This window comes from Myxococcus guangdongensis (assembly GCF_024198255.1).
GTDB lineage: Bacteria > Myxococcota > Myxococcia > Myxococcales > Myxococcaceae > Myxococcus > Myxococcus guangdongensis.
This window is the reverse complement of sequence record NZ_JAJVKW010000023.1, coordinates 115,257-127,022: the sequence shown is the minus strand read 5'-3', so window position 1 is coordinate 127,022 and position 11,766 is coordinate 115,257. Positions and strand designations below refer to the sequence as shown.

Here is an 11,766-nt window from a genome sequence, read left to right as displayed (position 1 = left end):
TTTGGACTTTCTGGTGACCGTGGATAGGGAGTGTTCGCCACAAGTCAAATGGGGCCTGTCTGTCTTTCCTTTGGCTTGCGCATGCGGTTGCAGTGTGGGTTGCGCCTTTGGGGGCTTGGTCGTGGCACTGCATCGCCACGTGGAGCGGTGCCTGTTGCTTTGAGTTTGCTCAGCCGGGGCTGTCTCCATGCGTGTGTCGTCGATAGGTTGTGTCTACTTCCCAGTCGAGCGCTGCAAGACCGCCGCGAAGAATGCGTCAGTGCCGTGCAGGTGGGGCGTGACGATGAGGAAGTCCTCCCGAATGCACTCGTCGGGAAGCCAGTCCGCGCCAGGGCGCAGGAGGCGGAAATCAGGGCGCGAGGTCAGGAAGGCAGTAACGACATCCTGGTTCTCGGCACGATTGACGGTGCAGGTGGCATAGACCAGCTGGCCTCCCGGGCGGAGCAGCGCCGCCGCTTGGTGGAGCAACTCGAGCTGGAGCTGTGGGAATCGAGTGAGAACTCCGCGGGCGGCGCGGAAGCGTTGATCTGGCCCGCGGCGAAGAGGTCCGAGCTCGGAGCAAGGGGCGTCCACCAGGACGCGGTCGGCGTCGAGGCCCGGGGAGGGGGGCGCTCTGAGGACCTGGACGCGCGTCAGCCCCGCGCGGGAGACACGCTGGAGGAGCCGGTCCAGCCGCTCGGGGTCCCGGTCATGGGCGAGGAGCCGACCGGAGTCGCGCATCTGTGCACCGAGCAGGAGCGTCTTGCCTCCAGCCCCCGCGCATAGGTCGAGGACCGTCTCTCCGGGGCGGGCACCCAGGAGGAGCCCCAGGAGCTGGCTGCCCTCGTCCTGGACCTCGAATCGGCCCTCTCGGAGGGAAGGCAGCGCATAGAGGTTGGGACGGGGCCCGTCGACATGGAGGGCAAGCGGGCTCCAGGCACCAGGCCGGGTGAGAAGGCCCTCGGCGCGCAAGCGGATGGCCAGCTCTTCCCGGGAGTCGCGGAGCGGATTCACACGCAGGGTGATGGGGCCTGGGACGTTGAGGTGGGCGCAGAAGTCCTCGGCCTCCGGGCCCAGTTCCCGCTCGAAGTGGTCAGCGAGCCAATCCGGAAGGGAGTGACGGAGGGCGAGCGAAGGGGGCTGGGCCGGGTTCAGCGACGGAACCGGGTCGGGCTCGATTCCAGCAAGGGCGGCTGCCTCGGACGCTGGGAGCCGGGCGAGGCCCTGGAGGAACGCGAAGAGCAGGTGCGACGGGGTCGCGTCGGGGTGGCCCAGGAGGAAGTCGAGGCGGCGGCGCCAGAGGGCGACGTTGTAGATGACCTCCTTGAGCGCCTGGCGCTGGGGGCTGGAGAGGGTGCGGTGGGCACGGAGTGTGCGGTCCACGACGCGCTCGGCTGGGGAGCCAGCGAGCACGAGGGAGAGGGCCTCCGTGGAAATCGGGGCAAGCCCCGCCAGCGCGGACCAGGGTTGGGCCTGGAGCCGGGAGAGCGGATCAAACGGGACTGTTGACAGGGGCGGCTCCGTTCTCTAGAAAGCGCGTCATCGCTGCGGCGCGGTTACCACGGCGAGGACATATTCCCTGATAGCTCAGCCGGTAGAGCGGGTGACTGTTAATCACTAGGTCCGTGGTTCGAGTCCACGTCAGGGAGCTGAACGAAGGGTCCTATCGATTTCGATAGGGCCCTTTTTTCTTTCCCGCGTCGAGCCAGGGGCTTGGGTCCTGGCGCCGGGCGGTTGCCGTGTCGGAGGAGGGGACCTCGAGCGACCGGGGAGCCGTGCTCCGACGGACACCCCGACTCGAATCCAGAGGCCCCCCACGTCCCGGGTGGTATGAAGCGCCCGTGCGTTGGCTCAAGCCCCTCCCGCTCCGCCCCCGCGACACCGTCCACGTCGTCGCCCCCGCAGGCCCCTTCGACCGCCCACTGTTCGAGGCCGGCCTCGCCCTCATCGCCGAGCGCTACACCCCCTCGCTCCGCCCCGACATCTCCTCCGTCCACCGCTACCTCGCCGGTGACGACGCCCGCCGCGCCCAGGAGCTCGGCCACGCCCTGACGGACCCCTCCGCCCGCGCCACCTTCTGCGCCCGCGGCGGTTACGGCAGCGCCCGCCTCCTGCCGCACCTGCCCCTCGCCGACGCCGCCCCCAGCCTCTTCACCGGCTTCTCGGACATGACGTCCGTCCACGGCGCCCTCCAGGCCCTCGGCCGCGTCTCCATCCACGGGCCCGTCCTCACCCAGCTCGGCAAGCAGCCCCCCGAGGTCCGCGAGTACTTCTTCCGCCTCCTCGAATCCCCCGAGCCCCCGCCACCTCTCTCGGGCTCGGCCACCTACGTCCCCGGCACCGCCGAGGGGCACCTCGTCGGCGGCAACCTCTCCGTCCTCGCCTGTCTCCTGGGCACCCCGTACCTGCCGCCCCTCGATGGCGCCGTGCTCCTCCTCGAGGACGTCACTGAGCGCCCCTACCGCCTCGACCGCATGTGGACCCAGCTCCGTCTCGCCGGCGTCTTCTCCCGCGTGCGCGGCATCGTCCTCGGGGACTTCACCTCCTGCGAGGAGCGCAACGCGGAGTACTCCAGCGCCGACGTCCTCCGGGGACTCGCCCAGGAATCGGGCCTGCCCTGCGCCGCGGGCTTCCCCATCGGCCACGGCACCCTCAACTACCCCGTGGCCCTCGGCACCCAGGTCCGCCTGGACGCGGACTCCGCGCGCCTCACCTTCCTCGAAGGAGCCGTGCGCCCATGAGCGCCCCTCCCGAACAACACCCCGTCGCCGTCCTCCAGACCCTGCTCGACGAGGCCGTGGGCATCGGCGTCTTCCCCGCCGCCCAGGCCGTCGTCCTCCACCGCGGCGTCCAGGTCTTCGGCGGCGTCGCCGGCAAGGCCTCGGGCGACACCCGCTTCGACCTCGCCTCGCTCACCAAGGTCGTCAGCACCACCGCCCTGTTCCTGCGCCTGTGGACCGAAGGCAAGGTGGGCCCCGACACCCTCGTGTCCCGCTTCTTCCCCGGCTCCCCCGTGGGCGACGCGGGCGCCACCGTCGCGGACCTGCTCTACCACCGCTCCGGTCTGCCCCCCTTCGTCCCGTTCTTCGCCCAGGCCCTCACCCAGCACCCCGAGCTGCTCGACGCCGCCTGCCCCTCGGCCACGCGCGCCCAGGTCCGTGACGAGGTCCTCCAGGCCGCCGCCGCCACGCCGCTCGCCGCGCCGCCTCGCACGCGCACGGCCTACAGCGACGTGGGCTTCATCCTCCTCGGCGAAATCCTCGCGCGCGCGGCCAACGCCCCGCTCGACACGCTCTTCTCCCGCCACGTCGCCGAGCCCCTCGGCCTCTCCGCCCGCTTCCACCGCCTCACCGACTTCCCCGCGGACTCCACCCCAGCCCCCACGGGTGCCACGCGTCCCCGCGAGCCCGCGCCCGGACAGGAGACGCTGTGGAAGGACGTGCCCTCCGCGCCCACGCGCCTGGGGGAAGTGGACGATGACAACGCCTGGGTGATGGACGGCGTCGCCGGACACGCGGGCCTGTTCGGCACCGCGGTGGACGTGGCGCGCTTCGGCCAGGCGGTGCTCGAGGGCTGCGCGGGGACGAGCCCCGTGATTGCTCCCGGGCCCCTGTGGCACCGCGTGCTCGCCACGGACCCGCTGGTGGCGGGCAGCACGCGCTCGATGGGCTTCGACTCGCCGTCACAAGTGGGCTCCAGCGCGGGCCGCTTCGTGGGCGACTCACCTCCGGGGGCCATCGGCCACCTGGGCTTCACTGGAACGAGCCTCTGGGTGGACCTGCGCCGCTCGCTGGTGGTGGCGCTGGTCACCAACCGCGTGGCGAATGGCCGCCAGGAGCTGCGCATCCGCGACTTCCGACCCGTCTTCCATGACTTCGTCGTGGAGGCGCTCGGCCTCACCGCCATCTCGCAGGGAACGCATGGCTGACGACAACGGTAACGTCCTCGACACCCTCGAACCCGGCAGTGTGCGCCGCGTCCACCTGGTGGGCGTGGCGGGCACCGGCATGGGCTCCTTCGCCGGCATGCTCAAGGCCGCCGGCTACGAAGTCACCGGCAGCGACGAGAATGTCTACCCACCCATGAGCGACATGCTCAAGGCGTGGGGCATCCCCGCCGCTTCGCCCTACCGTCCCGAGAACCTGGACACGGCGAACCCCGACCTCGTCATCATCGGCAACGTCATCCGCCGCGTGAATCCCGAGGCCACCGCCGTGCGCGAGCGCGGCCTCAAGCAGATGAGCTTCCCCGCCGCCCTGGGCTCGCTCTTCCTCGAGCGCTCGCACTCCATCGTCGTCGCCGGCACCCACGGCAAGACCACGACGTCGTCCCTCATGGCCCACGTGCTCGTCGAGGCGGGGAAGGATCCGTCCTTCCTCGTCGGCGGCGTCACCCAGAACTACGCGGGCAACTACCGGGTGGGCAAGGGCGCGCACTTCGTCGTCGAGGGCGACGAGTACGACACCGCCTACTGGGACAAGGGCTCCAAGTTCCTCCACTACCGCCCACGCACCGCCATCCTCACCAGCGTGGAGTTCGACCACGCGGACATCTTCAGGGACTTGCCCCACTACGAGGCCACGTTCGAGAAGTTCGTGCGCCTCATCCCCGAGGACGGACAGCTCGTCGTCTGTGCCGCGTACCCCAACGCCGTGAAGCTCTCGCGCGAGGGCTGCAAGGGCCGCGTCGTCACGTACATCGCCAAGGAGGGCGCGGACGCGGACTACGTCCCCAAGGGCGTCACCTTCGGCCCCGAAGGTGCGCGCTTCGACGTCGTCGAGCGCGGCACCGTGCTCGGCACCGTGACGCTGCCCATGGGCGGACTGCACAACGTGGAGAACGCGCTCAGCGTCATCGCCGCCGCGCGCGGGCTGGGGCTGTCCTTCGACGAAATCGCCAGCGGCCTGGCCACGTTCCGCGGCGTGAAGCGTCGACAGGAGCCTCGCGGCGAGCCCGGTGGAGTCCTGGTGGTGGACGACTTCGCGCACCACCCGACGGCCGTGCGAGAGACCATCGCCGCCATCCACCACCGCTACCCCACGCGCCGGCTGTGGGCCATCTTCGAGCCCCGCTCCAACACCAGCCGCCGCAACATCCACCAGGAGGACTACGCCCACGCCTTCACCGGCGCGGCCCGCGCCAGCCTCAAGGTGCCCGAGCGCCACGACAAGGTGCCCGTGGGCGAGGAACTCGACGTGCGCAAGCTCGTCGCCGACCTCCAGGCGCAGGGACTCGCCGCCGAGGGCTCCACCGATGTGCAGGCCATGGTCGACCTGGTCGCCCGCGAGTCACAGCCCGGGGACATCCTCCTGGTCATGAGCAACGGCGCCTTCGGCGGCTTCATCGAGAAGCTGCTCGCGACGTTGAAGGTCCGCTTCGGGGAGGGGACCTGACATGCGCCTGTGCCTGCCCATGGTCCTCGGTGCCCTGTCGCTCGCCGGCTGTGCCCGTGCTCCGTCGATGCCGCCCCTCACGCAGCCGGCGCCCTCGGGCGTCGACGCGAAGGGCGCGGAGGACGGCGACGCGCCGCTCGTCTTCAAGGTGAAGCGCTACCCGGGCGGCGAGCCGTATGACCTGGCCAGCGACAAGGGCAGCGTGGTGCTGCTCGACGTGTGGGCCACGTGGTGCGAGCCCTGCAAGGACGCGCTGCCCTTCTACGAGAACCTCCAGCGCGAGTACGCGAGCAAGGGCCTCAAGGTCTACGCGCTCAACATCGACGAGGACTCGCGCGCCATCCCCGCGTTCCTGAAGGAAGTGAAGGTGGGTCTGCCCATCCTCCTCGACGAGAACGCCCAGGTGGCCGAGCGCACCCTCAAGGTTCGCGGCATGCCCACGACGTACTTCATCGACCGGCGCGGCGTCGTCCGTCACGTCCACGAGGGCTTCAACGAGGAGTTCCTCACCAAGTACCAGTCGGAGCTCGAGGCGCTGCTCGCAGAGCCCGCGCCGTGAGCCTCAGGAATCCCCATGTCTGACGAGAGCCCCGCCGAGCTGCGCCGCATCGCGGAGATCGCAGCGCGCATGGCCGGCCGAATCCTCGCCGACCGCTTCTCCCGCGAGCGCGTCATCGAGTTCAAGGGCGGCATCGACCTGGTGACGGACGCGGACCGCGCTTCCGAGGAAGCGCTGCTTGCGTTCATCCGCCTGCGCTACCCCACGCACGCCATCCTCGCGGAGGAGAGCGGCGCCACGGCGGGCTCGGACGGCCTGCGGTGGCTCGTGGACCCGCTCGACGGCACCACCAATTACGCCCACGGCGTACCGCACTTCTGCGCCAGCGTCGCGGTGGAGTCGAAGGACGGCGTCGTGGCCGGCGCCGTGTACGCCCCGATGCTTGACGAGCTCTTCTCCGCCGCGAGAGGGCAGGGCGCCACGCTCAACGGACGTCCCCTGCGCGCCAGCTCCGTGGACCGGTTGGACCGGGCGCTGTTGTGCACGGGCTTCCCCTACGACGTGCGCGAGAACCCCGAGGGCCCCGTGGGCCTCTTCACCCGCTTCGTGCTGCGCGCCCAGGGCATGCGCCGCACGGGCAGCGCCGCGATGGACCTGGCGTACGTGGCCGCGGGCCGCTTCGACGGATTCTTCGAGTTCGGGCTCAAGCCCTGGGACATCGCCGCGGGCTCTCTGCTGGTGGAGGAGGCCGGAGGCGTCATCCGCCACGTCACGGGCGCTCCCTTCAGCGTGATGCGCGGAGACGTCATCGCCTCCGCGCCCGCCCTGGCCCCGGAGCTGCTGTCCGAGGCCAGGCACTTCATCGACGAGCTGGGCTGGACGCCCCGCCCCTGAGGCTCAGCCGCGCAGCTCGGACAGCGCCCGCGCGAAGGCGTTCGTGGTGGCCCCCTGCGCCCCCACTTCCTTGCCGTGCTTCTTCGACTTGTCGTTGTTCATCTTGCGGTGGGCCTCATCGCGGGCGGCCTTCTCCGCCTGCGTGGCCTTGTCCTCGATGTCCTTGCCCTTGTCGGTGAGCGCGTCCGCCGCCTTCTTGCCCAAATCCGACGCCTTCTTCGCCGAATCCACCACGCCCATCAGCGACCACTGCTCCGCGAGCGATGCCTGCACCGCCTGGCGCAGCTCCTCCGCGCTGTGGCCCACCGTGGGCGCCGCGACATGGCCCGCGTCGGCCAGCTTCGGTAGATCGCTCGACGAAATCAGCCCCGCCTCGGTCGACTGCTTCGACATGTGATGCCCCCTCGTTGCTTCCTGGGTTTCCCATGACCCAGGAAAATTACAGCGTCATAAGTTTAACGGGGCGTAGAGGAAATCCGCAAGTTGCCGGGAGATGGGCAGGCCGGTGTTCTGCTCGAACCACATGAAGCCCGGGCAGGTATTCACCTCCAGGCAGACCCAGTCCTCGGGCCGCGAGGAGCCACCCGGAGGCTCGATGAGGTCGATGCCGGCCAGGTCCAGGCCGAGCGCGCGGGAGAGGTTGCGGCAGGCCTGGGTGACGGGCTCGGGCAGCTCCACCGCGTCCAGGCTCACCGCGTGGCCCGTCATGTCGGGGTGGCGGTAGTCCAGGGCCTGCGTCACCGCGCGGCAGGCCAGCACGTGGCGCGCGCCGATGACGTGGGCGCGGACGTTGTTGCCGGGGATGCGCTGCTGAAACTGGTGCGGCGCCAGCGGCTTTCCGGGCCGGGCCGAGGCGCGCGTGGCCTCCCAGGACACCTGCTTCACCAGGGAGCGCTCATCGCTGACGGACTTGATGACGGGGTCTCCGTCCAGTCCTCGCGCGAAGTGCTCCCAGCGCTCCCAGGTGCCTCCGGCGAGGGTGTCCGGGACGCGCAGACCCGAGGCGAGGATGGCGGCGTACTGACACGGCTTGCTGCCATTGGAGAGCATCGCGGTGGCGCGGTTGGCCACGGGCCCGGGGAACAGGTCCAGGAGCGCCGCGGCGTGGGCCTGCTCGGCGCGGACCTGCGGCGTGGGGGCCTGCTCGAGGTTGCCCGTCCCCAGCCGCGAGTAGATGCCGGAGATGCGCTCCAGCCCGACACGCCACGTGGGGAAGCACACCGCGCCGCGCAGCCGGCCCAGGCCCGGAGGTCCTTGCGGCAGCTCCAACTCGATGCGCACGTCGACGCCCAGGTGGCGCTCGTCCACGAAGAGGTACTCGCGGCCGGTGTCGGTGAGGTGCTTCAAGAAGAACGCCGTGAGCAGCTCATCCACGGGCCCCATGACGAGAATCATCGCGCGACCTCCGTGCTCGTGAGTCGCTCGGTGAGGAAGCGCTCCACCTGCGCCAGGGCCACCGCGTCCTCCTGCGCCAGCAGTCGCTCCAGGCTCTCGGGCGACGTGCCCAGTTGGAGGGCTGTCCAACGTGGAGCATCCTGCGTGCCCGACGTCACCAGGAGGACCTCGAGCACCTCGGCGCCGCAGTCCGTCGCCAGACGTGTGAGGTCCGCTTCGAGCGCGGGAGGGAGCGTGGGCGGTGACTCCTCGAACTCCAGTGGCCAGAGCGTGACGTGCGAGCCCATCACCAGGGCCTGTCTCAGCGGACCGGGCTCGGGCACCGTCCACCACACTTCTCCCTGCCGCGTCCCCACTTCCTCGGGCCAGCGCGTCCACCGCTGTCCATCCTCGGGCGGTGTGCCCAGGTGGAAGTGGGGTGGAGAGAGGACACTCGTGGCCTCGGGCATCGGCAGCTTCTGCGCGAGCACCCGCCACATCGCCGTCGTCCACAGCGGCGAGAGCAGGCCGCGTCGGTTGATGACGCGCGCGGGACAGCACGTGTGAAAGCCTTCGCGCAGGGCCTCGTGCTCGGAGCGCAGATAGTCGCTCTCCGCTGGAGGAAGCGCGCCCTCCGACAGACACCAGAGGACATCCTCGGGCCCCAACTCCAGCTCACCCCACGGCCCGACGAGCCCCGCTCGGAAGCGCCCGCCCACCACCTCCAGCCACGGAGTGACGGCTCCGCCCCATTCCTCGAGAGCGACTTCGACGACGCGCACGTCCGCGCGTGAGGCCTGTGCGCGCAGCACGTCGCGCACGAAGGGAAACGACTCGGAGCCGATGAGCACCAGGTGGCGCATGCACCCGCAGTCTGCACCGTGCGAGCACACCGCGACGAGACGGGTGCGAAGCGACCTGCGCAGGTCCGTGGGAACGCCGAGGCGAGTCCGCACAGGCCCGCGATGGGGGGCCGCCTAGAAGAAGCTCTCCGGAACGAAGACGATGTCGCCGGGCTGGAGCATGAAGTTCTTCTCCCGCCCCACGCCGATGTCCTCGACGGGCACGCGAATCTTGCGCTCCTGTCCGTCCACCACGCGCGTCACCAGCGTGTTGTTCTTCGCCGCCAGCTTGGTGAAGCCGCCCGCGAGCGTGATTGCCTGGACGATGGACATCTCACCATCCACCGTGAAGGTGCCGGGCTTCTGCACCTCGCCGAAGACGAACACCTTCTGCGAGTTGTACTCGCGAATCAGCACCGACACCTGCGGCCTGCGCACGTAGCGCGCCAGGCACTCACGCAGCGCGTCCGCCGCGGTGCTGGGCGTCTTCCCTCGCAGCGGCACCTTGCCGCACAGCGGATAGTCGATGGTGCCCTCGGGGGACAGGCGCCAGGTGCCCGAGTGCTCAGGCTCCTGGAACACGCGCACCTCCACCACATCGCCGGGCCCCAGCGTGCCGCCTCCAGCGCGGGCCTCACCTGCTTCCGCGGCGGGCGTGGGCATGGGCGGAGGAGGGCGCTGCGCGGAGCCGAAGCACGCGGACAGCACGCCCGACAGGAGCACGACGAAGGACAGGCGGAGCGTTCTCATCCGGGAAGGAAGCCAGGTAGGGGAGCGGCCCCGATACCTCGGGCCCTCAGTACGTCACGGCGAGGCGAGCATACCCCTCGTGCCGCGTGTAGTTCAGACCGCCGCCATCCACGTTGGATGAGCGCTTGCTCAGCGTGTATCCGAAGGCGCCCGTGAGCCACGGACGGAACTGGTACTCGGGCCCCGCGTCCACCGTCACCACCGTGTCGCCACGGCTGCCGGCGAAGCTCAGGAAGTCCACCATGCCCGCCACGCGCACCGTGAGCTTGCCGCCCCACAGCGCCCGCGCCTCGGCGTAGCCCCGGTCATCCCGGAACGTGCCGTACGCCGCCACGGGCTCCAGGAGGCGCAGGTAGCCCCCCTTGAAGGTCAGCGTCTGGCTGTACAGGTACGTGCCCTCGAGCTGGGCAATCACCGTCCCGCCGCTCACGTCACCGAAGGTCTGCCCCCAGCCCGCCTTCGCCGTCACCGCGACCTTGGGGGACACCAGGCCCGCCACGCCCACCATCGCGCGCAGCACCTGGGCGTCCGGTCCGCCGTCGTTGAAGTAGCGGCGCACGTCCACGCCCGTGTCGAGCACGAAGGCCGTCTTCGGCAGGAAGCGCCAGCGGCTCTCCAGCCCCAGGTGCAGGTTGCCGTAGTCGAAGCGGTCCGCGCGCACCGGGTCGCAGACGCCGTCGCCGCAGTCCACCGGGGCCTGCGCGGCCAAAGGCTCGAAGAACTCCACCGCGTAGGCGACGTTGGGCGTCACCTCCACCGCGCCGCCGCCCGGCTTCCACGGCATCTTCACGCGGGCCTCGTTGTAGAGGCTCAGGATGCCCGCCGCGATGGCCGCCGTGCGCGTGCGGTCCGAGCGCACGAACTGGTCCGACAGCTCCAACGACAGCGGAGCCTCCGGGTTGAGCCGCGCGGACAGGTCCGCCGCGCCCTCCATGTGCGAGGCCGCCTTCGAGCCCGGCGTCATCAGGCCGGTGAAGAGCACGTAGTCCAGGTTGGCGTTCAGGTTGAACGCGAGCTTCTGCGACGGGATGTCCAGCTTGAAGCCCGGCCGGAAGCGCAGGGCGACCTCACCGGACAAATCGGGCGACACGCCGCCGGGATAGTTCTCTCCCTCGGTGCGGCCGAAGTAGCCCACGCCGCTGTCCACCCGCGTCTCCAGCTCGAAGTACGGGTGCAGCCGGCCGTTGCCCACCTTGATGCCATTGCCGCCCGTGGCGGGCGCGGAGATCGCTTCCTGGGCGGAGGCCGCGCCGGCGTGCGCTGTCAGCGCCAGCCCGCAGACCGTGCCCCAGAATGTCCCTCGCAGCGTCATGACTTGGATTGGCTTCCCGCGACTCGGGGCGTCATAGCACGCGCGTTTTCAGGGGCCGAAGATTTGTTCGACAAAGGACTGGGACTCGTCCGATGAGCCAGAAGGCACACGGGGGCTAATTGATGGGGCTGGCTGGTGGCGGACGGACGAGCACGACGTCCGGAGGCGGCGGGCGGGTGGGATCACCGCCTGGCAGGTTCTCCGGCTCTTCGACTTCGATGAAGAGGTTCTCGTCGGTGCGGAAGGCGAGCTGGCCGATGCACTCCTCGGCCTCCGAGCGCAGCTGGCCGACCTTCTGCCGGGCGATCATCACCTTGGTGAACTCATGCTCGCTGGTGGAGACCTCGCGCCGGGTGAGCGACTCCTGGAGCGACACGTCGGCCTGCTCGGAGATGCGCAGCAGTCCCTTGATTTGCGTCAGCTTCTCGTTGGCGCAGTTGAGCTTCACCACGTCCTTGGTGCGACGCGCTTCCTCCACCTTGCCGATGACCTGGCGGAGCACGTCTCGCATCACGCCGAGCGCCTGGGAGCTGCGCTCCAGCTTCTGCGTGTCGGGCACCTCGCTGGCCTTCTCGAGCGCGGGGGGAGCGCTGGGGGCTCGGGGAGACGGCACCGGCCCCTGCGCGGCGGCCACTCCTGTGGCGACGACGACGGCGACCCATCCGACAGTGCGCATAAGCCTCACGGCTCTCCCGGCCCTTGCCATTGGATCAAAGCGTAGAA

General features: G+C 70.1%; 12 protein-coding genes and 1 tRNA gene. 6 read left to right on the top strand and 7 right to left on the bottom strand.

The features are described from left to right. Positions 1 to 213: 213 nt before the first annotated feature. Positions 214 to 1,362: an RsmB/NOP family class I SAM-dependent RNA methyltransferase gene (locus LXT21_RS42260; protein WP_407667103.1), complete on the bottom strand. Its 1,149-nt coding sequence runs from the start codon at positions 1,360 to 1,362 to the stop codon at positions 214 to 216. 193 nt (positions 1,363 to 1,555) lie between these two features. On the opposite strand from LXT21_RS42260, the gene LXT21_RS42255 reads away from it, so the two are divergent. From LXT21_RS42255 to LXT21_RS42230, 6 genes are all read left to right on the top strand, one after another. Then, positions 1,556 to 1,628: transfer RNA gene (locus tag LXT21_RS42255), tRNA-Asn, on the top strand. 192 nt (positions 1,629 to 1,820) lie between these two features. Then, positions 1,821 to 2,720 (top strand): S66 peptidase family protein, encoded by a 900-nt coding sequence (locus LXT21_RS42250; protein ID WP_254043915.1) that lies wholly within the window; start codon positions 1,821 to 1,823, stop codon positions 2,718 to 2,720. After that, positions 2,717 to 3,907, top strand: coding sequence for a serine hydrolase domain-containing protein (locus LXT21_RS42245; RefSeq protein WP_254043914.1), 1,191 nt, complete (start codon positions 2,717 to 2,719; stop codon positions 3,905 to 3,907). The genes LXT21_RS42250 and LXT21_RS42245 overlap by 4 nt, the downstream gene beginning before the upstream one ends. Continuing rightward, a complete protein-coding gene (mpl, locus tag LXT21_RS42240; protein ID WP_254043913.1) occupies positions 3,900 to 5,372 on the top strand; it encodes a UDP-N-acetylmuramate:L-alanyl-gamma-D-glutamyl-meso-diaminopimelate ligase in 1,473 nt (490 codons plus the stop codon). The genes LXT21_RS42245 and mpl overlap by 8 nt, the downstream gene beginning before the upstream one ends. Position 5,373: 1 nt before the next feature. Then, positions 5,374 to 5,931: a TlpA disulfide reductase family protein gene (locus LXT21_RS42235; protein ID WP_254043912.1), complete on the top strand. Its 558-nt coding sequence runs from the start codon at positions 5,374 to 5,376 to the stop codon at positions 5,929 to 5,931. Between the two features lie 15 nt (positions 5,932 to 5,946). Then, positions 5,947 to 6,765, top strand: coding sequence for an inositol monophosphatase family protein (locus tag LXT21_RS42230; RefSeq protein WP_254043911.1), 819 nt, complete (start codon positions 5,947 to 5,949; stop codon positions 6,763 to 6,765). A gap of 3 nt (positions 6,766 to 6,768) precedes the next feature. Here the strand turns inward: LXT21_RS42230 and LXT21_RS42225 are convergent, their stop codons facing one another. The 6 genes from LXT21_RS42225 to LXT21_RS42200 form a co-directional block, all read right to left on the bottom strand. Next, entirely contained in the window at positions 6,769 to 7,158 is a 390-nt protein-coding gene (locus LXT21_RS42225) for a hypothetical protein (RefSeq protein WP_254043910.1), read from the bottom strand. Between the two features lie 54 nt (positions 7,159 to 7,212). After that, positions 7,213 to 8,160 (bottom strand): ATP-grasp domain-containing protein, encoded by a 948-nt coding sequence (locus LXT21_RS42220; protein WP_254043909.1) that lies wholly within the window; start codon positions 8,158 to 8,160, stop codon positions 7,213 to 7,215. After that, a complete protein-coding gene (locus LXT21_RS42215; protein ID WP_254043908.1) occupies positions 8,157 to 9,002 on the bottom strand; it encodes a hypothetical protein in 846 nt (281 codons plus the stop codon). The genes LXT21_RS42220 and LXT21_RS42215 overlap by 4 nt, the downstream gene beginning before the upstream one ends. 114 nt (positions 9,003 to 9,116) lie before the next feature. Next, positions 9,117 to 9,731, bottom strand: coding sequence for a polysaccharide biosynthesis/export family protein (locus LXT21_RS42210; protein WP_254043907.1), 615 nt, complete (start codon positions 9,729 to 9,731; stop codon positions 9,117 to 9,119). 46 nt (positions 9,732 to 9,777) lie between these two features. Next, on the bottom strand, positions 9,778 to 11,043 hold the full coding sequence (locus LXT21_RS42205; RefSeq protein WP_254043906.1) for a hypothetical protein: 1,266 nt from the start codon (positions 11,041 to 11,043) through the stop codon (positions 9,778 to 9,780). 115 nt (positions 11,044 to 11,158) lie between these two features. Further along, positions 11,159 to 11,719 carry a hypothetical protein gene (locus tag LXT21_RS42200; RefSeq protein WP_254043905.1) on the bottom strand — a complete coding sequence of 187 codons (561 nt, stop codon included), beginning with the start codon at positions 11,717 to 11,719 and terminating at the stop codon, positions 11,159 to 11,161. Between the last annotated feature and the right edge of the window lie 47 nt (positions 11,720 to 11,766).

What these genes read in the sequence shown, in the direction of transcription:
- LXT21_RS42205 (WP_254043906.1), bottom strand. Translation starts at nt 11,043, where the DNA reads ATGACGCTGCGAGGGACATTCTGGGGCACGGTCTGCGGGCTGGCGCTG.
- LXT21_RS42235 (WP_254043912.1), top strand. Translation starts at nt 5,374, where the DNA reads ATGCGCCTGTGCCTGCCCATGGTCCTCGGTGCCCTGTCGCTCGCCGGC.
- LXT21_RS42200 (WP_254043905.1), bottom strand. Translation starts at nt 11,719, where the DNA reads ATGCGCACTGTCGGATGGGTCGCCGTCGTCGTCGCCACAGGAGTGGCC.
- mpl (WP_254043913.1), top strand. Translation starts at nt 3,900, where the DNA reads ATGGCTGACGACAACGGTAACGTCCTCGACACCCTCGAACCCGGCAGT.
- LXT21_RS42220 (WP_254043909.1), bottom strand. Translation starts at nt 8,160, where the DNA reads ATGATTCTCGTCATGGGGCCCGTGGATGAGCTGCTCACGGCGTTCTTC.
- LXT21_RS42230 (WP_254043911.1), top strand. Translation starts at nt 5,947, where the DNA reads ATGTCTGACGAGAGCCCCGCCGAGCTGCGCCGCATCGCGGAGATCGCA.
- LXT21_RS42225 (WP_254043910.1), bottom strand. Translation starts at nt 7,158, where the DNA reads ATGTCGAAGCAGTCGACCGAGGCGGGGCTGATTTCGTCGAGCGATCTA.
- LXT21_RS42215 (WP_254043908.1), bottom strand. Translation starts at nt 9,002, where the DNA reads ATGCGCCACCTGGTGCTCATCGGCTCCGAGTCGTTTCCCTTCGTGCGC.
- LXT21_RS42210 (WP_254043907.1), bottom strand. Translation starts at nt 9,731, where the DNA reads ATGAGAACGCTCCGCCTGTCCTTCGTCGTGCTCCTGTCGGGCGTGCTG.
- LXT21_RS42245 (WP_254043914.1), top strand. Translation starts at nt 2,717, where the DNA reads ATGAGCGCCCCTCCCGAACAACACCCCGTCGCCGTCCTCCAGACCCTG.